18 protein-coding genes and 3 pseudogenes are annotated in these 25,481 nt (G+C 70.8%); 10 read left to right on the forward strand and 11 right to left on the reverse strand.

All coding sequences use genetic code 11. The features are described from left to right. The first annotated feature begins 148 nt into the window (after positions 1-148). Positions 149-556: a hypothetical protein gene (locus ACTMTU_RS33925; RefSeq protein WP_441267271.1), complete on the forward strand. Its 408-nt coding sequence runs from the start codon at positions 149-151 to the stop codon at positions 554-556. 536 nt (positions 557-1,092) lie between these two features. Here ACTMTU_RS33925 and tpg read toward each other — a convergent pair. Beyond that, positions 1,093-1,396: pseudogene (gene tpg / locus ACTMTU_RS33930) on the reverse strand (telomere-protecting terminal protein Tpg); the annotation flags it as partial. A 50-nt stretch (positions 1,397-1,446) separates the two neighbouring features. After that, positions 1,447-2,487: pseudogene (locus ACTMTU_RS33935) on the reverse strand (hypothetical protein); the annotation flags it as partial. A gap of 305 nt (positions 2,488-2,792) precedes the next feature. Between ACTMTU_RS33935 and ACTMTU_RS33940 the strand changes: the two are divergent. The 9 genes and pseudogenes from ACTMTU_RS33940 to ACTMTU_RS33980 form a co-directional block, all read left to right on the forward strand. Further along, positions 2,793-3,222, forward strand: a pseudogene (locus tag ACTMTU_RS33940) (transposase family protein); the annotation flags it as partial. 246 nt (positions 3,223-3,468) lie between these two features. Further along, positions 3,469-3,669, forward strand: coding sequence for a GMC oxidoreductase (locus ACTMTU_RS33945; protein WP_441267330.1), 201 nt, complete (start codon positions 3,469-3,471; stop codon positions 3,667-3,669). 28 nt (positions 3,670-3,697) lie between these two features. Beyond that, positions 3,698-5,074: a glucose-6-phosphate dehydrogenase gene (gene zwf, locus ACTMTU_RS33950; RefSeq protein ID WP_441267272.1), complete on the forward strand. Its 1,377-nt coding sequence runs from the start codon at positions 3,698-3,700 to the stop codon at positions 5,072-5,074. Positions 5,075-6,719: 1,645 nt separating this feature from the next. Further along, positions 6,720-7,280: a hypothetical protein gene (locus tag ACTMTU_RS33955; protein ID WP_441267273.1), complete on the forward strand. Its 561-nt coding sequence runs from the start codon at positions 6,720-6,722 to the stop codon at positions 7,278-7,280. A 96-nt stretch (positions 7,281-7,376) separates the two neighbouring features. Further along, positions 7,377-8,501 carry a DUF4331 family protein gene (locus ACTMTU_RS33960; RefSeq protein ID WP_441267274.1) on the forward strand — a complete coding sequence of 375 codons (1,125 nt, stop codon included), beginning with the start codon at positions 7,377-7,379 and terminating at the stop codon, positions 8,499-8,501. A 16-nt stretch (positions 8,502-8,517) separates the two neighbouring features. Continuing rightward, on the forward strand, positions 8,518-9,870 hold the full coding sequence (locus ACTMTU_RS33965) for a Dyp-type peroxidase (RefSeq protein ID WP_441267275.1): 1,353 nt from the start codon (positions 8,518-8,520) through the stop codon (positions 9,868-9,870). Positions 9,871-10,028: 158 nt separating this feature from the next. After that, positions 10,029-10,703 carry a hypothetical protein gene (locus tag ACTMTU_RS33970; RefSeq protein ID WP_441267276.1) on the forward strand — a complete coding sequence of 225 codons (675 nt, stop codon included), beginning with the start codon at positions 10,029-10,031 and terminating at the stop codon, positions 10,701-10,703. 47 nt (positions 10,704-10,750) lie between these two features. Next, on the forward strand, positions 10,751-11,536 hold the full coding sequence (locus ACTMTU_RS33975; RefSeq protein ID WP_441267277.1) for a VOC family protein: 786 nt from the start codon (positions 10,751-10,753) through the stop codon (positions 11,534-11,536). A gap of 262 nt (positions 11,537-11,798) precedes the next feature. Further along, entirely contained in the window at positions 11,799-13,226 is a 1,428-nt protein-coding gene (locus tag ACTMTU_RS33980; protein ID WP_441267278.1) for an FAD-dependent oxidoreductase, read from the forward strand. A gap of 485 nt (positions 13,227-13,711) precedes the next feature. Here the strand turns inward: ACTMTU_RS33980 and ACTMTU_RS33985 are convergent, their stop codons facing one another. The 9 genes from ACTMTU_RS33985 to ACTMTU_RS34025 all read right to left on the reverse strand — a co-directional run bounded on the left by ACTMTU_RS33985 (position 13,712) and on the right by ACTMTU_RS34025 (position 25,468). Further along, positions 13,712-14,014, reverse strand: coding sequence for an integrase core domain-containing protein (locus tag ACTMTU_RS33985; RefSeq protein WP_441267331.1), 303 nt, complete (start codon positions 14,012-14,014; stop codon positions 13,712-13,714). Between the two features lie 52 nt (positions 14,015-14,066). Continuing rightward, on the reverse strand, positions 14,067-15,887 hold the full coding sequence (locus ACTMTU_RS33990; protein WP_441267279.1) for a glycoside hydrolase family 15 protein: 1,821 nt from the start codon (positions 15,885-15,887) through the stop codon (positions 14,067-14,069). Positions 15,888-16,547: 660 nt separating this feature from the next. Continuing rightward, positions 16,548-18,872 carry an AAA family ATPase gene (locus ACTMTU_RS33995; protein ID WP_441267280.1) on the reverse strand — a complete coding sequence of 775 codons (2,325 nt, stop codon included), beginning with the start codon at positions 18,870-18,872 and terminating at the stop codon, positions 16,548-16,550. 202 nt (positions 18,873-19,074) lie between these two features. Beyond that, positions 19,075-19,920 carry a 4'-phosphopantetheinyl transferase family protein gene (locus ACTMTU_RS34000; RefSeq protein WP_441267281.1) on the reverse strand — a complete coding sequence of 282 codons (846 nt, stop codon included), beginning with the start codon at positions 19,918-19,920 and terminating at the stop codon, positions 19,075-19,077. Continuing rightward, the gene (locus ACTMTU_RS34005; RefSeq protein ID WP_441267282.1) at positions 19,917-21,662 is read right to left on the reverse strand and encodes a polyketide synthase; all 1,746 of its coding nucleotides are present in this window, start codon (positions 21,660-21,662) and stop codon (positions 19,917-19,919) included. The genes ACTMTU_RS34000 and ACTMTU_RS34005 overlap by 4 nt, the downstream gene beginning before the upstream one ends. 17 nt (positions 21,663-21,679) lie before the next feature. After that, on the reverse strand, positions 21,680-22,519 hold the full coding sequence (locus ACTMTU_RS34010) for an acyl carrier protein (protein WP_441267283.1): 840 nt from the start codon (positions 22,517-22,519) through the stop codon (positions 21,680-21,682). A gap of 80 nt (positions 22,520-22,599) precedes the next feature. After that, positions 22,600-23,253 carry a ScbR family autoregulator-binding transcription factor gene (locus ACTMTU_RS34015; RefSeq protein WP_441267284.1) on the reverse strand — a complete coding sequence of 218 codons (654 nt, stop codon included), beginning with the start codon at positions 23,251-23,253 and terminating at the stop codon, positions 22,600-22,602. A 40-nt stretch (positions 23,254-23,293) separates the two neighbouring features. Continuing rightward, positions 23,294-24,151 carry an AfsR/SARP family transcriptional regulator gene (locus tag ACTMTU_RS34020; protein ID WP_441267285.1) on the reverse strand — a complete coding sequence of 286 codons (858 nt, stop codon included), beginning with the start codon at positions 24,149-24,151 and terminating at the stop codon, positions 23,294-23,296. Positions 24,152-24,511: 360 nt separating this feature from the next. Then, a complete protein-coding gene (locus ACTMTU_RS34025; protein WP_441267286.1) occupies positions 24,512-25,468 on the reverse strand; it encodes an aromatase/cyclase in 957 nt (318 codons plus the stop codon). Positions 25,469-25,481: the final 13 nt, after the last annotated feature.

Raw genomic sequence — 25,481 nt, forward strand, 5'->3', positions numbered from 1 at the left:
GCGCGTGAGTTGGTTGTGGCGCTCCCAGTCACCCGACACCGATGTACCGGGTCCCATATCGCGAACGCATCATGTCTGCTGTACCTCGTGTGCTGCTTCGCCTCTGCGGGCCATCGGCCCCGTCTACGCCCCCGGGAAGGATCACACCATGCGGGCAAAGACGACAAGGATTGTCCAGCTCTTCGCCGCGCTGTTCGCGGCATTGGCCCTCGCCTTCGGTGGAGCCGGCGTCGCGAGCGCCACCAGTTCGTCGCACTCGACCTCGTACGAGGACTGCGACTACGGCTACTGGGACCGTCACGACGACAGGTGCGACGACGACGACAACGGCCGCGGAGGCAACGGGGACCACCACGACGACGACGACGACAACGGCCGTGGCGGCAACGGGGACGACCACGACGACGACAACGGCCGCGGTGGCAACGGGGACGACCACGACGACGACAACGGCCGCGGCGGCAACGGGGACGACCACGACGACGACAACGGCCGCGGCGGCAACGGGGACGACAACGGCCATGACAACGGAGACAGGGGCGGTGACCGCCACTGATGCCCAGTAGTTGACGGTGCGTCAACGGTGAGGCCCAGCCGGGCCGGGTTCGGCGAACCCGGCCCGGCTGGGCACAGGCGTGGCGCCGCAGGAGCCCGGTCAGAGAAGTCGTACACGGGTCTCCGTTTCACAAGACGGGACTCGATCTTCACGGGGTTTCTGTCGATCGCTGCGCCGGGCGACCCGGGGGTGCTCGGTGCAGAGATCGGCCGCGAGAGCGGCGTGCGGGCCGCTTCCCGGGCGCGTTCAGGTCTGCACCCTGTCCATGAAGCTGCTGTAGTGGAGTTGACCGGCGACGGCGATCGTGGCGTGGAGCCGTTGCGGTGGACTCGTTAATGTAGAGCGGAGCTTCGGTGATCCGGGGCAGGGTGCGGACCATGCGGGCCCAGCCGTCGTCGGTGGTGGTTCCGGAGCGCAGGTGGTGCAGGGCGACGCGGGATCCGGGGGACGGTAGCCGCATCCTGCCACCAGCCACCAACAGTCCTCTGCCGCCTCAACCCGCGTCAGCGCTCAACTGGTTGCAACCCGGCCACGAAGGTGTCGATGATGATGCCGTCGGTGGTGGCGCCCTGCTGCTTGGCCTTCGCGCGGATCTGCGGCTGCCACCTCCTGGTGACTTCGCGTTCGAGGCGGGCGGCGAGTGCCCCTTCGGGGCTTTCTGATCTGGTTCTTCACGTGCCGCTCGACCGTGCGTTGGCTGATGCCGAGTGCTGTGGCTGTCGCTCTGGTGCCTTTGGGCTGCTTGACCAGGTAGCGCTTCTGCGCTCCTGCGGCCTTGGGGATGGGGCGGGTGAATGCGCCTTGGACCGCTTTGTCGAGGCTGTCGCCGAGCTTGCCCATCTGCTACTCCCCCGTGTCCCTGGTGGTGGCGACGTTGCCGTCCTTGATGTATCGGGCGGGCTGGGTCCGTCGGCAGCGTAGACGGCGCAGTCGGAGAGGACCGTGACCGGGTAGCGGCCGGTGGCTTGGGCGGTCTTGAGCATCTTGCGGTGGATGTTGATGCGTGCCGTGGAGATGACGGCGGCGCGGATGTCGGGTCGCCAGGTGGGTCGGCCGAGGGCGGGCCACGGCTGGCCGGGCCGCCAGCCGCCGCCCCTCGGGCGCTCGCGGAGCTTGCCGATGCCGCCCTTGACGGTGGCCTTGATGGCCGCAAGGACGATCGCCATCTCGGGGTCGGCCTGTTTGTGGCCGTCCACCGCGGCGAGGAACGCCTCGGGGCTCATGCTGGTGGTGACGCCGAGGTCGGCCATGGTGGCGATGCAGGCGTCGCGGAGCCGGTTGTACCAGCCGTCCAGGTAGCGGCCGTTGGCGGGCCGAACGTACGCCTCGATCGGTGTCACCTGGTGTCCGAGTTCGACCGCGTAGGCGACGGTGGGGGTCTCGTACCAGGCCGGGCCGGTCGGGCGTTCGCCGGTCGGCGTGAACGGCGAAGGAAGACGCCCGTCGCCCGAGCGAGCCGGAGTTGTGCTCGCGGTGCCGCTTGCCTGTCTCGTCCGGCTCACTCCCGCGCGTCGGGGGGTACAGGACGGTCAACAACTCCAGGCCGGTAACGGCGGTCGAGCCGCGGGGCGTCATCACCCGCTCCGCGTAGGTCCCCAGCAGATTCGCGAGATCCGCCGCCGGCAGGTGCGCCGCATGCCCCCAGGAACGCTCGTCGAGGGCGCTCCAGCCGAGGATGCACAGCTGGACGCAGGAGCGCTTCGATCCCTGCGCCGGGCGGTAGATACGGGCCCACGGGCCGAACCCGCGCCTAGTGAGCTGCCAGTTCGCCTTCTCCAGCTGCTGGAGGATCTGGTGGTTCTCGGGCAGGCGGCCGGCGCGGCGCTCGTCGTCGGACAGCCGGACCGGTGCAGCCGCGACGCACCGAGTCTCGCCTCCGTCAGGGCCCAATCCACCACGCCCGGGAGGGACTTGACGGGGACGTCCAGGACCGGGCCGCCCAGGCAGTACGCCGACACTTCCCCGTCGGCGACGTCGATGACGGCCAGCGGGCCGTGGGCGAATCGCGAGTCGGCGGCCTGCGCTGCGGGGGCGGGCCTTGGTGTCGCCCTCTTCGCCATGGGGCGGCGTGACGTGGGCGAAGAGGCGCGTCCGCCGGCTGAGGGGGCGCGGCGTGAGGCGGACGGGACCGGGGCTGATCCGCCGGCGTGTCTCGGTGAAGGTTTCCGGCGCCGTAGGCACTTCCTTGACCGACTCGGCAGCCGGCGCGGGGAAGCGCGCGGCGAGGCCCTCGAGGAGTCCCGACCTCGCCCGGCTGTTGCGGCATCCGGCGTTCACCGGGCTCGACCCGGCCGAGGGACACCCTGATCACACGGCTCCTGACCCTCCACGACACCCAGCGCGAGGGCCGGCTCGACCAGCGACGCGGCCACCGCCCCCGCATCAAGGGCGACGGCACCACCGGCCGCCGACCTGTCCTCACCCTCGCCGACCGCCTCCTCGCCGTCCTGCTCCACCAGCGACTCGGCCTCCCGCAAACCGTCATCGCCCGGCTCTACGGCGTCACACCCTTCACCATCAACCGGCGCATCCGCGATGTCCGCCAACTCCTCCAGGCCGCCGGCCACACCATCCAGCCCGCCGAAAACCAACTCCCCAACCTGGACGCCCTCCACGACCTCGCCGCCAGCCACGGAATCACCACGGAGATCAAATCTGGGGGTTGATGATCGGCAAACCTGACTACACGGCGTTGCTTCTAGCTCTGCGGGGAGGACCCCCTGCGGCCGGAGAACCGGCTCACGCTCGACGGCGACGGACGTCCACCTCGCGATCGACGAGAAGAACAACGTCGAGGGCCTGAAGCCGCCGCGGCACGCCCTGCGGGGCCGGCTCGGCGACCTGGGGATGCAGGAGAACCTGCTACTCCTACAATTACATGCACAAGGGCATGCCGATCGGCACTACGGCGCATCAGGCGGGCACGGTGCGGTTCGGCCACCGACCCGCCGAGTTCCGCGCTCGACATCGACTGCCGCGCGCACGGCAACCTCTATGTCGTCGACATCAGCTTCTTTCCCAGCATCGGTGCGGTGTACGTGTCCCTGACAGCGATGGCGAACGCGCTGCGTGTCGGTGATCACGTCTTCGAACGCCTCGATGACCACTCATGACCACATCCGACGGACAGGAGAGCACGCCATGGCTGCGCACCGAGTGGACGCTCTGGTCATCTTCGGGGCGACAGGTGACCTGGCGAAGCTAGAAACCTTCCCGGCCCTCGTGGGACTGGTGGAACGAGGAGTACTCGACGTCCCCGTCGTCGGGGTCGCCAAGAGCGGCTGGGACCTCGACCAGTTCCGTGACTACGCCGCGCGGTCCCTGCGTGCCAACCGCATCGACCCGGGCTCGGCGCCGGCGGAGAGGATGCTCGGCCTGCTTCGTTACGTCGACGGCGATCTGGGCGACGACGCCACCTACGCGGCGATGTCCCGGGAGATGGGCGACGCCCGACGCACCCTGTTCTACCTGGAGGTGCCCCCCTTCCTGTTCGGCCGCATCGCCGAGGGCATCTCGACCGCGGGACGGGCCGAGGGCGGCGCCCGGGTGATGGTGGAGAAGCCCTTCGGCACCGACCTGGCCAGTGCACGGGCTCTCAACGACACGATGCATCGGTACTTCCCGGAGGACGCCATCTACCGGGTCGACCACTGGCTGGGCCTGGAGCCGCTCAACAACGTCCTCGTCGCCCGCTTCGCCAACTCGATATTCGAACCGCTGCTGGGCCGCGACCACGTCGAAAGCATCCAGATCACGATGGCTGAGGCCTTCGATGTGGCCGCCCGGGGCCGGTTCTACGACCAGACCGGCGCGATCCGCGACGTGGTTCAGAACCACATGCTGCAGGTGCTCGCCAGCGTCACCGCCGATCCACCGGACGGCTCCGGACTCGACTCGTGGCTGGACGCGAAGGCCCGGGCGGTGTCCGCTCTCCGCCCGGTGACCCCCGCCCATGCCGTGCGCGGCCAGTACGAGGGATACCGTGACGTGGACGGTGTCGACCCGCTCTCCACAGTGGAGACCTATGTCGCGGTCCGGCTCACGCTCGACTCATGGCGATGGGCGGGCGTGCCAATCCTCATCCGCGCCGGCAAGGCCATGCCGGTCACCGCAACCGAGGTCAGCATCCGGTTCCGGCCCGTGCCTTTCGACGTGTTCGGCGTCAGCCCCACGCGACTGGCCAACGCGCTGCGATTTCGGATCTGGCCCAACGGCGAGATCGGCCTCACCCTCGCCGGGAAGAAGCCCGGCGCGGGACGCGAGCCTGAGCTGCAGAACCTCGTGTTCGCCCAAGACCGCGGCTCGGACATGCGCCCCTACGACCGCCTCATCGGCGCCGCCCTCGACGGCAACCGGGTGCTCTTCGCCCGCCAGGACACCATCGAAGCCGCGTGGCGCGTCGTCGACCCCGTGCTCGGCGACGCCGTTCCCGTGCATTCCTACCCGCGGGGCACGTGGGGGCCCAAGGAGGCCGACGCGCTGCTCCCGAACGGCCTCGCCTGGCACGAACCGGCCTGACCGCCCAGCGCGGAGGGACCACCATGAGAGGACGCCCCCGCATGAAGCTCGTCGTTGACCCACCCAGTGCCAGGGCTACGCACAGTGTGGCTTTCCGGCCCCCAGCACATACAGGATTGACGGGACGAGGCGCTGCTGCAGACCTGCCGGCGTGATCGTCCGTTGCGGGCCGCGGCGGCCTGCCCGGTGCAGGCCATCGTCCTGGACCGGGTGGGCAGTCGGAACGGGGCGCGCCAGGCCGGGGCCCCGCCGAAACGGTGCCGATGAGGGGTTCCTGCGTAGCGGGCGGATCGTGATCGTCGAGGCCCCTCGCGGGGCTGCGGGCAGCTGCGCCACCACGCGTCGAGGGGGTTCACCGGCTCGCTGACTCTGATCGGGGACGAACCCACGAGCCGTACGACCGGCCGCCGCTGTCCAAGCAGGTGATCGAGGGGTGGGTAGCGGCGGGCCACACCGGGCCGCCGCGACGCGATGACGTCGAAGCGGAGTGGCGGCTCGGCGTGCCCGCCACGGAACCGGACCTGGCGGGCCAGCATCTGCACTTGGCCGGTGGCGAGATGCGGGCTCGACCGCCCACTGATCACGACCGGAATACGCGCCCGGCATGGCCGAAACCGGCAGAGGCGGCGCTGAAGGATGTGCGTGCTGCGCACCCGCGACGACGCTGACCGGCTGCAGCAGCCAAGCTGGTCAATGGCGTCGGGTTCACCGGTTCCGAGATGGCGTCGGTCTGTCGCGAGCTCGGGTTGGCGGCTACGTCGCCAACGCCAGGCTCGCACCGCTCGTGGCGGCGCTCGGCGGTTGTCCGGCGCGACGCCCCGAGGTGGAAGATGCCGTACCGGGCCTGCCGACGGGTCCTCCGACCGAGGTAAGCGCGCTGCCCGAGACCCCGGCGGCGGCGGTCAGTCGGCCCGATCACACAGCGGCCTTCGGTCCAGCCGGGATGATCTACACGAGGCTGCGCGGACGAACCGTGGCGGGCCCCCCGCCGGCGTGCACACGAACCCGCCGCGCCCCGGCACAGCCAAGGACGACCAGCGCGACGCGGGCCCGCCGGGGGTGTTCGCCCCAGGCCACCTCGGCGACCGAGTACGCCGCGACGCTAGGAGCCGGGGTGAACGGCCACCGGCCGAGCCGTCACCCGATCGAGCCGGCTGGCAACGGAGAGCTGAGTCACCCGCCGTGGGTGAGGTGTCGGCGCGGGACACAGCGCACACTGCAGGTCGTGGGGAGGCTCAGTCCTTCTGTGGATGCTACGCTGAAGATCACGATACTCGTCGCCTCCCCGCTGGCCATTGTTGCCGGCGCTATGTTCGCCGTCCGGCAGGGACTGACCGCCAGGAAGCGGGCCGCCGTTTCGGCGTGACTGCCACTCGCCGGCGCTCAGGCCATGGGGCGAAGCAGACCGAGGTGCCAAGCGGATCCCGGACGTGCCGGCAGGACGCTCGACTGAGGGCGATCTTGCAAGGTCGAGGACACCGACTTCGGGGGCGTGGTCGCCCCAAATCGCTCGAGGAGATCGTCGCGGGGAGGTGCGTCGCCACCGCGCTACCAGCCGGCCGAGGGCATAGGAATCCCACGACATGGTGACCGCCTGCCGAATGACTCAACACAGGCGAACGATCCGGATCTAGGAGGACCAGTCATGACGACACCTACCAGCAAGAAGTCGGGAAAGGGCAGAGTTCACGGCGTGGTCTCGGAATTGAGCGCGCTCATGAGCGTGAAGGAAGGCCACAAGGAGCCCATGAAGGCAACGATCCAGGTGTTTGAGGACCGGCTGCGCGACCCCCGCACTCAGTCGGACCTCGAGAGGATCGGCCTGCGTAGCCTCCGGTTCGTCCTGTTCGACGACGACAGTCGGCTGATGTGGTTGACCTCGTTCGAGAGCGAGTGGGACCCCTACGTCGATGACGCCCTCGCCATCATCGGCCTGCCGGTGTGGGCGGATTGGCTGCAGCACACCAATGAGTTTACGATCGAGGATGTGGACGCGGTCACCAATGCCGACATCAAGGCGTTCCTCCAGTCGGGCCAGATACAAGCCGCGGGATTTTTCGACTTCTTCGGCGACGTGACGCAGCCGCAAGTCACCAAGGCGCTGCGGGTGAACAAGGCGTTCCAGCAGGTCCTCGATGACCCCGCCGCCCAGGCGGCGCTCGCGCAACCGGCCCTCAAGCCGCTGCTCGACGAGGCTGCCGACTGACGCCGAGTTCGGTGCGCGGTTTAGGCAGGCGGCGCCCCTTGCGCCGCCTGCCTAATACGGCTCCAGCCGCCGTTTCGACTCGGAAGGGTCGATACCATGTCAGACCATTTCTCCGGACCCCGGGCCATTGCCGGTCCCGCCGGTGACATCTGCGACTTCTACGTGTTCCCCAGCCCTTCGCGGCCGGGGTGGATCGTCCTGGTGATGACCGTGCACCCGAACGCGAAGCCGGACACGGCGTTCTCCGACGCCATCACCTTTCGCTTCCGGATGCGCCCGGTCACGATCCCCGACGAGGGGACGCACCTCGCCGTCGGCACGGAAGCCGAGGAGATCGCCTTCGACCTCTCCTTCGCTCCTCCGGCCCCCGGTGACGGCTCGGCGATGGGGCAAGTCGGGCGCTGTGTCGCGATCTCCGGTGAGCCCGTCGCGGTCACGGTTAACGACCCGTCGGGTGCGCACACCGACGCCCTCAGCGTCTACGCCGGCCTGCGTTCCGACCCCTTCTTCATTGATCTACCCGCCCTCCAGAGGTCCATGACGAGCGGGCAACTCGCCTTCTCCTACCCCGGCACGAACTCCCTGATGGGAACAGATGTGCTGGGCATCGTGGTCGAGGCTGACTACGCACCCATGCTCACCGGCGGGCATGGGCCGGTGTTCGCGGTGGCCGCCGAGACGGTCGTCTCGGGTCCGCTGCCCATCAGGCTCGAGCGTACCGGCCGGCCTGAGGTCAAGAACGTCATGTTGTCACCGAAGACCTACGACTCGGTCAACAGCGACATAGAGCTGCGCGATTTGTACAATCTGGAGGATCCGTTCCACATGGGGAAGGACTACCGCGCCGCCTACCGAACACGGCTCAACGCGAACCTTCCGGTTTTCGACAGTCTCGACGGCAAAGTAGATTGGCCCGCCACCGAAGACGGCGTCCACCCGTTGACCGAGCTGATCCTCGGCGACTACCTCGTCATCGACATCTCGAAGCCCTATACGGACAACAGCTTCTTCGAGATTGAGCAGTCGATGTTGGCCGGGCACCCGCATGCCACCTGCGGCGGTCGTTCCCTCAACGACGACGTGATGGACAAGATCTACACGCTGCTCATCACGGCCGGGCAGGGTCCCCCGATCAGCGACGGCGTCCGCGCCGCGACCACCCCCGCAGGCATTGACTTCCCATACCTGGCGCCGGCCAACCAGCCCCCGGCGGGGCAGTGACGGACAGGACACGACCATGACCAGTACGACCGCGCCAACCAGCGCCGACCTGACTGCACTCGAACTGGACGACATACAGGCAGGCACGCTCCGGCCTCGCCCCGACCCGTACGCCGGCGCCTACCTGGTACTTCGCATCGACGACCGGCGCGACGGCCAGGAACTGGTGCGCCGACTGGCCGAGGTGGTGAGTTCGGCCGCCGACGTCCTCGATCCTCTCGCCCAGGCCTCGCTCAGCGCCGCGTTCAGCTTCGCCGGCCTTCGGGCCCTCGGCGTGCCCCAGGACAGCCTTGGCACGTTCGCACCGGAGTTCCAGCAGGGCATGGCAGCACGTGCGGACGAACTCGGTGACGTCGGCCGGAATGCCCCCGCGCACTGGGAACACCCACTCGGCTCCTCCGACGTGCACGTGGTGCTCACGCTGCTCGCCCCAGACGTCGCACGGTTCGAGGCAACCCTCGCGACCGCCCGAACCGCCCTGGACAAACTTCCCGGCATCAGGCGGGTCTGGCGGCAGGACGTCTATTCCCCGTTCGACGGGCGGAACTCTTTCGGTTTCCACGACGGCATCTCCCAGCCCGGCATCGAGAGCAGCGGACTTCCCGGCCGCAACCCGCATGAGGCTCTGCTCAAGCCGGGCGAGTTCGTCCTGGGCTACCTGAACGAGACCGGGGATGTGTCACCGACACCGCAGCCGGAAGTGCTCGGCCGCAACGGGAGCTACCTCGTCTTCCGCAAGCTCTACACCGACGTGGCCGCGTTCCGGCGGTATCTCCATGAACAGGCCACGAGCCCGGCCGAGGAGGAGCTGCTCGCCGCCAAGCTTTTCGGACGCTGGCCCAGCGGCGCCCCTCTGATCCTCGCTCCAGACCACGACAAGCCCGAGCTGGGTGCCGACCCCGACCGCAACAACGCCTTCCTCTACGGTGACGATCCTCAGGGTCTGATGTGTCCGGTGGGTTCCCACGCGCGGCGGATGAACCCCCGCGACGCCGCGGTCACCGGCGAGGTGCGACTGCACCGGCTGCTCCGTCGCGGCGCCACCTACGGACCGCCGCTCCCCGAAGGCGTCCTCGACGACGACGGTGCCGACCGCGGCCTCCTGTTCGCCGCGGTCAACGCCAACCTCGCGCGCCAGTACGAATTCGTGCAGGCCCAATGGGCCAACGACGGCAAATTCATCGGTGCGCCCGACGAGCACGACCCGCTCATCGCCGCCCACGACGAGCACGAGCAGTTCACACTGCCACGCAAGCCCATCCGCCGCCGCCTGCGGGGCCTGCCGACTTTCGTCGTCAACCGCGGCGGCGAGTACTGCTTCCAGCCCGGGATCCGGGCTCTGCGCTGGCTCGGCGACCCGGGCACCTGACCTGAATACCTGGGCCTGATCGGTGTCGTCGATCCAGGAAGTGCACCAGCAGCCCCACGCCAAAGCCGCCGGGGCGCGGCTGACGGTCAGCAAGCAGGTCAGGTCTGCATCGCCATCAGACCGAATCGGCTCGACTACCAGCTTGGGAGGCGCCAGTGATGGCAGAGGCCGAGCTCACACCCAGCGCAGTTCGCAGTCCGCGGGCTGCCGCCATCGCCGGCATCGTGTTCGCCGTGCTGTACGGCGCCGTCATCGTATTGATCCTGCAGGCGGTGCCCTTTAGTCCGACGGATGCGGGGACGTGGCTGACCAGCTCAACCCAGCGGGACTCCGTGGTGTTGGCGCTGAACCTGGTCCCATTCGCGGGAATCTTCTTCCTATGGTCAATAGGCGCGCTTCGTGATCAGCTGGGCGTCAGGGAGGACAAGTTCTTCGCCACGCTCTTCCTCGGCAGCGGCCTTCTGTTCGTCGGCATGCTGTTCGTGATGGCTGCGCTCACTGGCGCACTACTCATCTTGGCTGCCGAAAATCAAGGCCGCCCGCTGATGGACGTGTGGATATTCGGACGCGCGACCGCCTACAACCTTATGAGCATATACGCGACGCGCATGGCCGGCGTGTTTGTACTCACCACGTCGACGCTCGCCCTACGTACAGGCCTGTACCCCCGATGGCTGGCGCTGATCGGCTCCGCGGTCGGCCTTCTCTTGTTGATCGCAGCCGGCATGATACCGCTGCTCGAACTGGCATTCCCGATCTGGGTTCTCATCGTCAACATCTATGGGCTCATCGTGAAAGCTCCGCGAGCGAAAGCAGCTCCGCGGGCGGCATGAGGCGCTGGCTGCGCGTGATCGTCCCCCCACCCCACGGAGGAGCTCCGATGTCCACCCGTACGGATCCCTGGCCCGCCGGCACGCCCTGCTGGGTCGACCTCAACGTCCCTGACGTAGAAGGCGCCGTCGCCTTCTACACGAGCGTCGTCGGCTGGACATTCGTCGACACCGGCGCGGAGTACGGCGGCTACCTCATCGCCCAGGTCGACGGCCACGCCGCCGCGGGCGTCGACCCCGCCATGCAGGAGGGCCGGCCGTCGGCCTGGACGGTGTACCTGGCGAGTGACGACGCGGACGCCGCCGCGATGCTGATCGGCGAGCACGGCGGCTCGGTGTTCGCCGGACCGATGGACTTCGCCGGGAGCGGCCGCGTCCTCGCCGCCACGGACCCCACCGGCGGTGTGTTCGGCGTATGGCAGCAGACCGGCATGATCGGCTTCGAGGTCCAGGACGAGCCGGGGGCGTTCGCCTGGGACGACATGCTCCTGACGGATCCGGCCGCCGGCAAGCGCTTCTACGCGGACGTGTTCGGCTTCCAGTACGCGGCGCTCGGCCCGGCGGCGGGTGAGGTCCCCGGCGACTACGAGACGTTCCACGTCGGTGGCCGCCCGGCCGGTGGCATCGGCGGGATGATGGACGCTCCCCCCGGCACGCCGTCGCACTGGCGGGCCTACTTCGCTGTCGCGGACATCGACGCCGCGGTGGAGGCGGTCGGCGACGGCGGCGGCGCGGTAATCAGGCCCCCCGAGGACACGCCGTTCGGGCGGATCGGCGTGGTCGTCGACCCGTTCGGGGCCCAGTTCGGCTTGCGCGCGCTGCCGGCCGGACAGTAGGGGCCGGATCCTCGGGGGGTGTTCGTCGTCGACGACACCGGGTTCATCAGGAAGGGGATTCGCTCGGCGGCGTGGCGCGGCAGTACACCGGCACCACCGGAGAGGTCGACATGCAGATGCACGGGGTTGGCGAACAGGTACTTTCCCGCGGTTTCGAGCGCACTGGAGGACATTCTTCATTCGGGGTGACCTCGATGTGCTGCTGCTCGGTAGGCGCAGGGACCGATAGACCCCGAATCACGTCGTCAGGCGGGTGAGAATCGTGACCAGTCATTATGATCTTGTCGTGGTCGGGGCCGGGCCAGCCGGGGAATCCGCAGCACAGATGGCGGCGAACCTGAGGTATTCGGTGGCGTTGGTCGAGCGCGACACCGTCGGAGGAGCGGTCGTGACGAGCGGCGGCGCACCGACGAAGACCTTCCGAGAGGCCGCCCTGTATCTGAACGGGTTCGAAAAGGAGGCCATCTACGGGATCTCGCTGGCCGCCCCACCCGAGGTGCTGTTCAGGCCGCTCACCACCCGGGCCCACGAGGTGAGCGCGGCCATGCAGCAGGCCACACTGGATCGGCTGCAGACCTTCGGTGTGCACCTGGTGGCCGGCTCGGCCCGGCTGGAGGACGGCCACACGGTGCTGGTGCGCTCCACAACCGGCGAGGAGACGCGGCTGCACGGCGAGCGCATCATCCTCGCAACCGGATCACGACCACTGCGTCCGGCCAGTGTGCCATTCGACGACCCATGGGTCTTCGACACCGAAGAGATCATGGAGATCAGTGGACGGCCCCGGCACATCCTGATCGTGGGTGGCGGCCCAGTCGGGGTCGAATACGCCACGATCTTCCAGGCACTCGGGGTGCCGGTAACCATCGTGGACACCGCTCCCCAATTGGTGGCGATGATGGACGAGGAGATCTCTGCACGGTTGGAACAGGTGTTCCGACGACGCGGTACCGAGGTCATCACCGGCACCGGGATGGCGTCGACGCAGCGAGACGGCGACCAACTGCGCACCATCTTGACCGACGGCCGGGAGTTGCGGCCGGACGCCTTGCTCTTCGCCGCGGGGCGCAGCGTCGATGTCACGGCGTTGAGTCTGGACACTGCCGGTATCGAGATCGACGAGCGGGGTCGGGTGGTGATCGGTGAGCGTGGGCAGACGAGCTGCCCCTCGGTCTTCGCCGCGGGAGATGTCACCGGCCCGGCGCTGGCGTCGATCGCTACCGATCAGGGGCGGCAGGCGGTCTGTGGAGCCTTCGACCTGAATTTTTCCGTCCACGTCGACCAACTTCCGGCCAGTGCCGTCTACGGGATGCCCGAGGTCGCCCGGGCGGGTATGAGCGAGCAGGACTGCAAGTCGGCGGCCATTGCCTACGAGATCGGCCGTTGCGAGCTCGGCTCCACCCCGCGCGGTCTCATCGCTGGGGAGGAGGGCCTGCTGAAGCTGGTGTTCCGGAGAGAAGACGGGGCCTTGCTGGGCGTGCATGTGATCAGCCAGATCGCCTCCGAACTGGTCGGTACCGGTCAGGCGATGATCCACGGTACGGCCACCATCGAGGACGTACTTCGGATGGCCTACAGCACTCCGACCTACACCTATGGCTACAAGCTCGCCGGCCTCGACGCGATGCTGCGGTTCGACCCGGACGTGCTCCGGGGCATGCGCCTGCCCTCGGAGGCCGATCGGGTGTAACCGCAGCCATGTCCCGAGCCACTCGTTCGCCGCGATGAGGATCGCGCGCCGCAAGTCTTCTGACCCGACGTGACCAAATCGGCTCCCGGACGGGCCGAAGAAGAATCCCGCGTCGGCGTACCAGGACGGCACGGTCGCGCTGTGGTCATGCGGCACCCTGCGGATGTACACGCCACCGCCCGCGTAGCTGGCGATGTCGGCGAGCACCGCGAGCCCCATCCGGAGGACGTCCAGAGCCACGCTGATGAGGGATGACCGGTCCGGGTCGCGGCGGCGAACACCGACAGTAGGGCGTGCTCGCGATCAGGCGCCGGCGCCGCCACGAACTCCAGTGGCGGACTGGGACTTGAGCGATGTCGGTGAGGGCGCGGGTTCCCGGGACCGGTTCAAAATCTCCAGGTAGCGGCGGATCTTGCGGACTTCCGGGCGGCCAGGTCCGAGGGCGCTCCGGCTGACGGGCCCTGACCCTGAATCCTGGACACGGGTTATGCCGCTGGGGCCAGCGTAGTTGATGGTGTGTCGAGTGCCGTCTCGTAGGCGATCGGGCTGCGGCGCCCGAGGGTGGAGTGACGGCGGACGGTGTTGTAGCGGTGTAGCCAGCGGAACAGGGAGAGCCTTGCCTCGCGTTCGTCGGCGAAGGTCCGGCGGTCCTGGAGCGTCTCGCGCTTGCAGGTCGCGTTGATAAGGACTCCGCGAGCGCGTTGTCCGCGCTGCTGTCCACTGCGGCCTGGCGGGCGGCCCGCGCGGGCGCGGTCCGGCGCCAGTAGTGGGCGTAGAGTTCGGCGAATTCGGTGGCGCTCAGCCGCGGTGGTCCCGCCGGAGAGGCCGGCGTGTCCATAATCAGCGTCTCTGTTCTTGGTCGAGTGCCTTGTCGAGGGTGGTGGCGGCCATGATCAGCGAGAGGTGGGTGAACGCCTGCGGGAAGTTCCCGAGTTGCTCACCGCTTGGACCGACCTCCTCGGCGAAGAGTCCGACGTGGTTGGCGTAGGTCTGCATCTTTTCGAAGGTGTAGCGGGCCTGGGGCAGCCGGCCCGCCCGGGCGAGCGCGTCCACGTACAGGAAAGTACACAGACTGAAGGTGCCTTCCGAGCCGCGCAGCCCGTCCGGTGATGTTTCCGGGTCGTAGCGGTAGACAAGGCTGTCGGAGACGAGTTTGCGGTCCATCGCGTCGAGCGTGGACAGCCAGACGGGATCCGTGGGGGCGATGAATCCGACTCTGGGCATGAGCAGGAGGGAGGCGTCCAGGACTTCGCTGTCGTAGTGCTGAATGAAGGCGCGCTCGTTCTCGCTCCAGCCGCGTTGCATGACCTGCTCGACGACCGCGTCTCTGGCCTTGCGCCACTTCTCCTGGTCGGCGGGCTTGCGGAAGGCCTCGGCCAGGCGCAGCCCATGGTCGAAGGCGACCCAGGTCATCACCCGGCTGTAGGTGAAGTCCTTTCGGCCCCCGCGGGTCTCCCAGATGCCCTCGTCCGGCCGGTCCCAGTTGTCGGCGAACCAGTCCAGCGTTCTGGCCAGTGCCTTCCACCCCCGGAAGCTGGCCTGCCGCGCGCTCTCGCCCCCTTGCGCCAGCGCGTATATCGCCTCGCCGTAGATGTCGAGCTGAAGCTGGTCGGCAGCGCCGTTGCCGATACGCACGGGGGAGGAACCGCGGTAGCCCTCGAAGTGATCGAGTGTCTCCTCCGGCAGGTCGGGGTCACCGTCGACCCGGTACATGGTCTGCAGCGGCTCTCCGTCCCTGCCCTCGCGCTCGTGCAGCCTGTCCACCAGCCAGTGGACGAATGCGGTGGCCTCCTCGGCGAAGCCGAGGTCCAGCATGGCGCGCACGGACAGAGCGCTGTCACGTACCCAGGTGAACCGGTAGTCCCAGTTTCGCTCTCCGCCGACCTGCTCGGGCAGGCCCATCGTGGCCGCCGCGATCAAGGCGCCGGTGGGCGCATAGGTGAGGAGCTTGAGGGTGATGACCGAGCGGTGCACCAGCTCGGGCCAGCGGCCCCGGTAGCGGGACTGGCTCAGCCACCGCTGCCAGAAGCGGACGACTTCCTGGAACTGTTCGGTCAGCCCGTCGGCGGTGGGGGAAACTGGCGCCTTGCCGCCGGACGCGCAGACGGTGAAGACCGCGCCATGGGCCTCACCGGCGCGCAGTGTCACGTTGCCGCGCACGTCCTGGCCGTCCCGCTCCAGCGGGAAGGTGGTCTGCAGGTGCGCATCGGTTCCCGGAGCGCGGAAGAGGGCGCCGTCGCCGTCGAGTTCGAGCTGATGCTCGGCCCGGCCGTAGTCGAAGCGGGGCCGGCACTCGAGCGTGAAGTCGACGGTCCCCCGCACGGCGCGTAGCACGCGGATCAGGGTGTGCCGGTCCGTGGCGGTGCGGGTTTGGTCCGGGGGCATGAAGTCGACCACCTCGCCCACGCCGTCCGGCGACAGGAACCGGGTCACCAGGATGGCCGTGTCGGGGTAGTAGAGCTGTTTGCAGGCCGCGTCGGGGTCCTCGGGGGCCAGCCGAAAGTACCCGCCGCGGTCGTGGTCGAGCAGGGAGGCGAAGATGCTGGGAGAGTCGAACCTTGGAGCGGCAAACCAGTCCACCACGCCCTGCGACGAGACGAGCGCGGCGGTCTGCAGGTCGCCCACCAGGCCGTGCTCCGCGATGGGTGGGTAGCGGTCCATAGTTGCTCCGGAGTCTCGGAGAATGCCCCCGCCATCCACCATCCCTCACCTCGGTCGTCCTTGCCACGTCGCAGCAGTCGACGACCGCTCGCCCACGGCCGCAGGCGACGGCCACCCGCGCGGGCAACTCACCTTTACGGCGTAATGGCCCCGGCCGCAGACCCCGCCGCAGTTCAGGCGGTATCTGGAACGCCGAGGCGGCGGTAGGCGCCGGAGCCGTGCACCGTCTTGGGGTCCAGCCAAGGTGACTGTAGAACCCGCCACGGAATGATCTTGTGGTCCTGAGTCCTCGGGTCGCCACCCGTTCAGCTCAACGCCGTTGAGTCGGTGACGGTTTGTGGCACCTGGGTGGGGTGAGGCGTGACCTCGATCGAGCGGACGGCGTATCCGCGTGTAGCCGTACGTCTTCCAGCCAAGCCACATCAAGCCGTAGTGCGCGACTCCCTGCACGGCGAGAGATCACGAAGACCGCGACCGCGCTCCCCAGCAGATCGTCGCCACGCCCAAAGCGGTTCACTCGGTGCTTCGAAGTCCTTGCCCAGGGAGACCTCCCCGATTACGAAACCCCAGTGTTCCCAGAGCGCGTAGCAGGAGAGGTAACAAAAGCATGGGCAACACCGACACGGGCCTTCCCGCCGGGCACCTCACAGGGCAATACACCTAGGGCGGGTCCGCCGGCACGACGTGGGCGAGGTCGGCGCGGGAGGTGACGCGCAACTTGCGGTAGATGCGGGTCAGATGCTGTTCGACGGTGCTGGGGGTGACGTACAGGCGGGCCGCGATGGCCCGGTTGGTGGAGCCGCGGGCGGCGAGGACGGCGACCCGGCGTTCGGCGTCGGTGAGCGTGCGGGCCGGGTGGCCGTCCTGCGGGTGGTGGCCGGCGCCGGCGGCCAGTGCCTCGGCGGCGGGTGTGCGCCAGTCCAGGGTTGTGGTGGCGGGGTGCAGCTGCCAGCGTTCCAGGGTGTCCCGGCAGGCGTGGAAGTCGCCGAGCGCGGCCTGCGGGCGGCCGGCGGCCAGTTGGTGGTGGCCGCGGGCGAGGAGGTAGTGGAGTCCGGCGCGGGTGGTGAACATCGCCTCCGGTACGGGGACGGCCAGGTGCCGTGCCGCCTCGTCGAGGTCGCCGCGCCGGGTGGCGGCGAGCACGGCCGCCGACAGCGGTATTCCGATGGCCGTTCCCCAGGCGGGCGGCGGCAGCAGGGCCAGCGCCGTCGCCGCGTGGCCGGCGGCGCTGTCGTAGGCGCCGGTGCGGGCGCACACCACCGCGGCCGCCGCCTGTGCGACGGCCTGGCGGGCGGGGGTTCGGCGGCTGCTGCCGCTTCCGGGGAGCAGTGTGCGCCACCGGGCCGGCTGCCCGGTTTCCGCGGTGTGCAGCAGGGCGGAGAGGACGGCGGCGACGGGGGTCGGCGGTGCGTGGTCGTAGGCGATCGACTCGAGGGCCCGTTCGGCGGCAGGGTGCGGATCGTCCTGCCGGGGCAGGGCGGGGGCCGTCCCGGGGCGGACGAAGGCCAGTGCGGCGGCCGCCTCCTGCGCGGCGTGGCCGGCGGCAGGCCGGGCCAGTGCCCGGGCCAGTGTGTCGGTCTGTCCGTGCCACAGCAGCAGACCGGCGGCGCCCAGGAGGTGCGGGCCCTCCAGCAGTCCTGCGGTCAGGGCCTGTTCGAGCGGGTCGAGGTGGCGCGTCACGGCGGCCGGGTCGCTCTCCCACTCGGCGCGGGCGAGCATTTCCAGCAGGTGGGCGTCCCGCCGGCTGCCGCCGCCGCTGCGGCGGGCGGCGCTGCGCAGATAGGCGGCGGCCTGTCGGGGGCCGCCGGCCGTCATGGCGTGCTGTGCGGCGCGGGTCAGCAGGGGGGCGGCCCAGGCGGGTCCGGGTGCCGGGGTGCCTGCGGCGTCCGCGGCGAGAAGGTGGCGGGCCACCTCGCCGGGCCCGGCGCCGCCCTCGTGCAGCAGGGCGGCCGCGCGCAGGTGCAGGCCGGCGGCGTCCTGGGCGCTCATGTCCTCCAGTACCGCCGCGCGGACGCCTGCGTGGCGCAGCCGCCCGTCCGCGAGCAGGCCCGTCGCGTCGAGTTCGGCCAGGTGGGGGCCGACGGCGCGTTCGGGTACGCCGAGCAGCCGGGCCAGTGCGGTGAGGGTGGCGGTGTCGGCGAGCACGGCCAGGGCGCGGGCGGTGGCCTGTGTGAGGGGTTCGGCGCTGCGCAGGCAGGCGACGACGGCCGCTCTGAAGGCGGTTCCGGCCACCGGGCGTGCGGAGCGCACGGGCCCGCAGGCCCGGTGGTCCTCCGCGAGGGCGGCCAGCAGGCGCGGGTTGCCGCCGCTGAAGCGGTGCCACTGGTCGGCCGGGAGCGGCGCGGCGGGCGGGCCGGGCGGGTGGGTGGCGAGGCAGGCGGCGACTGCGGCCTCGTCGAAGACGTCGAGGGTCACGGGTGTGCAGTGGGGGTGCCTGAGCAGTTCGGCCAGGGGTGGCGGGAGGGGTGCGGGGCGGGCGGGGTGCGGGCCGGCGAGGACGAGGAGGATCCGGGAGGCGGTGAGCCGGCCGCACAGGTAGAGCAGGGCGCGCGCGGAGGCCTCGTCCATGTGCTGGGCGTCGTCGACGAGCGCGACGAGGGGTTGGCGGGCGGCGAGTTCCCGCAGCCGGTGGTGCAGCAGCCGGGAGGCGTCGGCGCCGGAGGCGGCGGTGCCCGGGGCGGTGCCGGGCAGCTCGGTGTCCCCGGCACGGGGGCCCGGGTCGTGGGGGCCCGGGTCGTGGGGGCCGGCGCCGGTGAGGAGTTGGCCGGCCACGCCCAGGGGCAGGTCCGTCTCGGTGGGGGTGGCGCAGGCGCTGAGGACCAGCGCGCCGTGGTGGGCGGCCTGTTCGGCGAAACGGCGCAGCAGGACGCTCTTGCCGGTTCCGGGGCTGCCGGTGACATGGGCGGCGGCCGCCCCGCCCTGCCGGGCTGTCGCCAGCAGCTGCCGGAGCAGGCCGAGTTGGGTCTCTCGCCGTACCAGCTCCATCGGCGCCCCCCGCCTCGTCGGGGCCGTGCACGGCCCCTTTTTTCGGTCCTGCGGGAGAGTCTGCCCCGGGCGGCGGAGGCGTCGCTGGTCCTGCACCGGAGTCCCGCTCGACCGGCCGCCGTGCGGCGTGGGTTCACCCGGCTTCTCCCACAGGACGGCCTTGGGGCCGGGGAGGAGAGAGTGGGCCGACGAGCCCGGTCGTTCACGGCCGGGACGTCGCCACCGGTACCGGCGCCGGTTCGGGCAGGGTGAGCTGCCGGTGGGCCGTGCGGCTCCAGGGGAAGCCGTGGTAGAGGTGCAGTGTCTGGGAGCGGCCGGTGTCGGCGGTCACGCACACCGAGGCCAACACGTCGGGTACGGGTTCCAGTTCCATGAAGCGCCATCGTCCGGGTGCCTCGTCGGGGGGCGGGCGGAAGCCGAGTACGCCCATGTCCTCGGCGAGGTGGAAGGCGAAGCTGTCGAAGGCGAGGCCGAGGCCGAGGCCGCGTGCCTTGGCGTAGGCCTCCTTCAGGGTCCACAGCCGCAGGACGCGCCGGTCGCGCGGCCGGCCGGGGGCGGCGTCGGCCACCCATCGCTGTTCCTCTTCCGCGAAGGTCTCCACGATGGTCGCAAGTCCCCGGTCGGCGCGGTCGAGACGTTCCACGTCCACCCCGATGCGGTGGCGGCGGACGACGCCGAGCAGGTTGTGGCCGTGGGCGTGCGACAGGTTGAAGTCGAGTTCGCGGCCGCCGCGGGGCAGTCCCTGGGCGGGTTTTTGCAGGAACGGCCGGCCGCGTGAGGAGCGCCAGATGACGGCCTCCGCCTCGGGGACGCCGCTTTCCAGGGCGAGTACGCGCCGGACCAGGGTGTGGGCGACGAGGTACTGGCGCCGGTCGCGTTCGAACAGGAAGCGTGCGGCGATCTCCCGTTCGTGTTCGTCGAGCCAGTGGGTGGCCAGGGTGGCGGCGATCACGGGGGCGAGTTCGTCGTTGGGGCAGAACCACAGTTTGACCGGTTCGGTTCCGCCCGGGGCGGCCTCGGGGAGGTCCGCCGTCGCGGGGCTGGTCATCGGGTTTCCGCGCCTTCCCCTTCGGGCGGCCGGCCGAGCCACAACTCGCGGCGCAGGAACGCCGAGGGGGGCAGTGGGGGCGGCGGGGCGGCGCCGGGCCGGTGCTGCAGGGCGGCCCAGTCGATGTCGAGGCCGGACAGCCACAGCCGGGTCAGTGTCTCGGTGCGGCCGCCGCGCCACAGTGCCGTGAGGTAGTCGCGGGTCTCGGGTGCCTGTGCCATGCCCAGCGGGTCCGGCGTGGCGTCGCGCAGGTCGGCGAAGCGTGTCCCGGTGGCGTCGGTGAGGCCGGTGGGTGTGGCGGTGGTGCCGGCGAACTCCCGCAGCCGGTGGACGAGGTGGTCGGTGTCGTCGGCGGGCAGGGCGATCCGGCACGGCCGGCAGGAGCGCCCGGCGCGCAGGGCGCGGGCGACGTCGGCCAGGGTGGCGGGTGTGTCCGTGGACCGGTGTTCGTGGCCGGCCAGCCAGTCGGCGAGCCGTGCGGCGTCGGCGCGCAGGTGTTCGGGGGTGGGCGCGGAGAGCAGGATCTGCTCGCCGGGCCGGACGTCGTCGTCCGGTGCCGGCTGCGGTGGGGGTGGCAGGTGTTCCTCGAGGACGGTTCGGGCCGCGGGTCCGCCGTCCGGTGCGGTCTCGACGGTGGCCCGGCGTGGCTGTTCACGGCCCTGGGTGTCGCGGGGCCGCGGCCACGGCCGGGCCGTGCCGTCCGGTTCGGCGGGGGCGAGTGTGGCGTGCCGCAGTTGGAGGACGGCGGAGGTCAGGGCGGCGAGGCCGGTGGCCGCCCCGGCGTCGCCCACCCGGCGCAGGCTCGTGCGGTGTGTCTCGTGCAGGTCGCCCTCGGGGGCGCAGGGGCCGCCGGGGCCGGACCAGGTGCGGGTGGAGCGTACGACGGCGTGGATGCGGTCGCCGTCGGCGAGTGCGCGGGCGAGCGGCTTGAGCACCACGGCTCCGGCGCCCTCGCCGGCGTGGTGGCGTCCGCGGGAGGGGTGGAGGAGCAGTTCCACCCCGCCGGCGACGGCGAGCGCGCATTCCCCGCGTCGCAGTGCCTCGGTGGCCAGGTGCACGGCGGTGAGTCCGGAGGAGGCGGCCGCGTCGACGGCCTGTCCCGGGCCGGTGAGTTTCAGCAGTGTCTGCAGGGTGCCGGGCAGGCCCCAGTGGCCGCTGGGCGGCATCTGCCGCCCGCCGTGCGCCCAGGCCTCGGCGGCCAGGAGCGTGTAGTCGGCGGTGGTGACGGCGGCGAACACGCCGACGCTGCGGCCCTGCCCGTCCGGTCCGGTCAGGGCGTCGAGGCGGGCGCCGGTGCAGCCGGCGTTCTCCATGGCCTCCCAGGCGACTTCCAGGAAGATGCGTTCCTGCGGGTCCATCAGCGCGCCCTCGTCGGCGCTCAGTCCGAAGAAGGCCGGGTCGAAGTCGGCGGCGCCGTCGAGGAAGTGGGCGCGCTGTCCGGTCGTGAGCGGGTGGGGGCCGGGGCGGTGGGAGGGACCGGCGGAGGAGGTGTCGCGTCCTTCGCGCAGGTTCTCCCAGTAGCGCTCGAGGTCGGGTGCGAGCGGGTACCGGCCGGCGATCCCGACGACGGCGACGCCCGTGCCGTCCCCGGCGGCGGGCGCGGGCCCGGCCGGGTGGGCGGCGGGCAGGGGCGGCGGACCGGTGTCCGGGGTGTGCGCGCCGGCGTTCACCAGCAGCCGCACGGCGTCGGCCCGTTCCAGCGTGCCGGCCTTGAACCGGGTCAGCACTTCACGTTCGTCCATGATCCCCCCTGGGTGTTTCAGGACCGGGCGGACAGCAGGCCGAGGGCCTCGTCGACCGAGATCCGCCCGCCGCGTACGGCGTCCAGCAGCGCGCCCAGCTCCGCGGTCCGGCCCTCCGCCGCGGAGGGTGCCTGTCCCGCGGCCGTGTCCGCGTCGGGCACGGCGACGGCGACGGGGGCGGGGGGTGCCGGGGTGGGGGTGGTGGGCAGCAGGCCGCTGATGTGGGTGGCCAGCGCGGCGAGGCTCGGGTGGTCGTACAGCGTGACGGGCCGCTCGCGCAGGCCGTAGGTGCGGTTGATGACGGCCACGAACTCCGAGCCGAGGATGGAGTCGACGCCCAGCAGGTTGAAGGCGGCCGTGGTGTCGATGTCCCACGGGTCGCAGCACAGGATGCGGGCCAGTTCCTCGCGCAGGACGTCCAGGACGGGACCGGCGGGCGCGGCGGCCGCGGGGGTGCGGGAGGGGGGGACGGACGCCGAGGCGGTGGAGGCGGGTGCCTGGCCGGGCATGCCCAGTTCGCGTGCCACATGGCGGGCGAAGGCCAGCGGTGTGGGGTGGTCGAAGAGCGCGGCGGCCTTGACGGCGGTGCCGTAGCGGGCGTTGAGGGTGGCCACGAACTCCACGACGAGCAGCGAGTCCAGGCCGATGGCCCGGAAGGTCTGTTCGGGGTCGATCTTCTCGGGTTTCAGGTGCAGTACGCCGGCGAGCATGGTCACGAGCTCGCTCACCACGTCGTCGGTGGGTGCGGCGGGGGCGGTACGGGGTGCGCTGTCGCGTTCCGCGGGCATGGCGTGGCTCCAAGGGGTGTCGTCCCGGCCGGGCCGGGTGACAGAGGTGTCGGTGGTGGATCGCGGCACTGCCGGTCTCCGCCGTTTCGGCCGGACCCGGGTTCCTGCCGGGGCTCGTTACGGTCTCTTCGCCGCGCGGGCGGGCCGTTTCACGCCGCCTCGGCCGTGACGCCTCGGCCGGCGGGGGGCCGGGTGCGGTAGCGGGTGGTGTGGCCGGGTGGGACCAGGGCGGGCAGCAGGGGCTGCCACAGGGCGGTGACCCGGTCGGCGAGTTCGCCGGGGCGGGGCGGGGGCACGGTGGCGCAGGCCAGGACCCCGATCCCGCACACGACCGCCGACAGCAGCGTCTCGCAGCCCTCGGCGGGCAGGTCCTCGTTCAGGTCACCCGCCGCGCGGGCCTGGCCCAGCAGCCGCAGCACCTCGGTGGTCCACGTCCGGTGGACGTCGGCGACGGGCGGCTGCCGGCCGGCGCACTCGTTCGCGATCCGCAGCGCGGCCCGTACCACCGGGTCCTCGTGCAGCATCCGGGCCAGCCAGTGCGTCAGGTCGATGAGTGTCTGCACCGGCGCGGCGCCCGCCTGCCACTGCTCCTGGACGAAGTCGCCCAGCGCCTGCCGGCCGTGTTCCTGTACCGCGTCGGCGAGAGCGTCCTTGGAGGCGAAGTGGAAGTACAGCGCCCCCTTCGTCACTCCTGCGGCACCGGCGATCTGGCCCAGCGTCGCCTGCGCGAATCCGTGACGGTCGAACATCAGCGCCCCGGCGTGCACCAGCCCGCGACGGGTCCGCTCCGACCTGGCCTGCATCCCCAGTCTCCTTCCTGCCCCTGCACGTCCTGGCCGGGCCTCAGCCGGCCACACGGGACAACCGCTCACCCGTGCGGGTGGCGGGGTTGTCGGGGACGGTGTCGGCCTGGGCGGTCAGGATGGACCGCTGCAGGCGGCGCAGGGCGGCCGACGGTTCCAGTCCCAGCTCCCGTACCAGCGTCCCCCGCAGCCGCTGGTACACCTCCAGCGCCTCGCTGCGCCGGCCCGACCGGTGCAGCGCCAGCATCAGCTGACCGTGCAGGTTCTCGTGCGTGCGGTACCGGCTCACCAGGACCGTCAGCTCGCCCAGCACCTCCCGGTGCCGGCCCAGCCGCAGATCCGCCTCGATCCGCTGGTCCAGCGCGCACAGCCGGCTCTCCTCCAGCCGCCGCACATGCATCTGCAGCAGCGCCCCCGCCTGCACATCGGCCAGCACCCCGCCCGTCCACAGCTCCAGGGACTGGCGCAGCACCCGCGCCGCCCCCGCGAAGTCCCCGGCGTCCATCGCCCGGTAGCCGCGCCCCGCCAGCAGTTCGAACTCCCCCACGTCGCTGGTCCCGCCCCCCGACACCAGCACGTAGCCGCCCGGGGACGTCACCAGCACCTCTTTCGCCGACCCTCCCCCGCCGGGCGCGCCGTCGCCGGTTCTGCCGTCACCGGCCGACGCCAGCGCCCCTGAGATCAGGTCCCGCAGCTGCAGCACATATGTCTGCAGTGTCGTGCGGGCACTGCGCGGCGGGCACTGTCCCCACAGTTCCTCCGTCAGCGACGCCACCGGAACCACCCGGTCCGCGTGCAGCGCCAGCAGCGCCAGCACCTGACGCGGCTTGGGTGCCGTCGGCGTCACCGACACCCCGTTCACCCGCACCCCGAACTCCCCCAGCACCTCGATATCCACGCCGTCTCCCCTGTTCGCGCATGTATGCGAGTACTCCTCCAGCGCAACGAGTAAAAAACAGGGCGGACGGTTTGTCAATATAGGACCGTCCGCCCTGTTTCCCGTGCACCGCCCGCCACCTGCGGAACATCTACTTCCCTTGCCTGACAAGCTTTTTCGGGGGCCTTGATCACCTCCCCCGCCCGCCCACCCTAAGCTGCGACGGCTCGAGCGAGCCTCAATTACATACCGCGCAAGCGGTTTCTTAGTCCGCAGCTGTGTGCGGAGCGGTGGTCCGTCGTGCGGTCCGGTCCCCGACGCAGCGCGGCCCGCCCGGCGGGGCCGGGCGGGTGCGGTGCGGGCGGTGCGGTGCGGGCGGTGTCAAAGGACGCGGACCGCGCTTTCCGCGTGCTTCTTGGCGAGGTTGAGCGTGGCGGTGCTGTTGCGGCCCAGGGCCTCGCGGACGTAGCGGCGGGCGGTCTGGACGTCGGCGTCGGGGCCGAGGACGGGCTCGATGTTCTCCGGGCGCAGGACGACGGAGTGCTGCGAGGTGACGGTGACGCCCGTCTCGTCGGGGACGACAGACCACTCGCCGGTGTGGGCGGACATCAGCAGCGGGGTGGCGGTCTGCTTGTAGACGATGCGCTGGGCGTGGGGGAAGCAGACGCGGACGGATTCGGTGGTGTGGGTGGAGCCGTCGGCGGTGACGGTGTCCATGGCCATGACCTGCACGCCGGGCTGGTCCTCGGTCAGGTCCAGGCGCGAGACGTGGGGGACGAGTTCGGGCCAGTCGCCCACCCGGTAGAGGAAGTCGTAGACGAGTTCTGCGGGGCCGTCGACGCGGACGGAGTCCTCGAAGGACAGGACGAGGTCGTCGAGCCGGTTCCAGCGTTCGGCGAGCTGTCGGAGGTTGGCCAGCTCGGCGCGGCTGTTGGTGTCGGTGGCGCGCTCGACCCAGGCGACGTCGTCGGGGGCGTCGTCGGCGACGGTGAAGTCGTGCAGGAGGGTCAGCTTGCAGCTCTCGGCGCCCAGCGAGTCGACGATCCAGGTGCCGCCCATGGACTTGACGGGCTGGGCGGGCAGTTCCTGGCGGAACTCGACGCGGCGCCGCTCGGGGTCCAGGACCCGCCGGGAGGTCCAGGACTTGACTTGTCCGTTGGCGGTCGCCCACATGCGCAGACGCTCGCCGGCGCCGTCGAACTCGAGCCTCTCCACATGGACGTTGGGCGGGAAGAACAGCGGCCACTGCACGGCGTCCGAGATCAGGCCGTAGACCACGCCGGCGGGCGCGGCCACGTTCACCTCGTGCGTCGTTGCGTGCACTCGCTCAGCGGACATCTCTCATCCTCTT

The organism is Streptomyces sp. OZ13 (assembly GCF_052068155.1).
Taxonomy (GTDB): Bacteria; Actinomycetota; Actinomycetes; order Streptomycetales; family Streptomycetaceae; genus Streptomyces.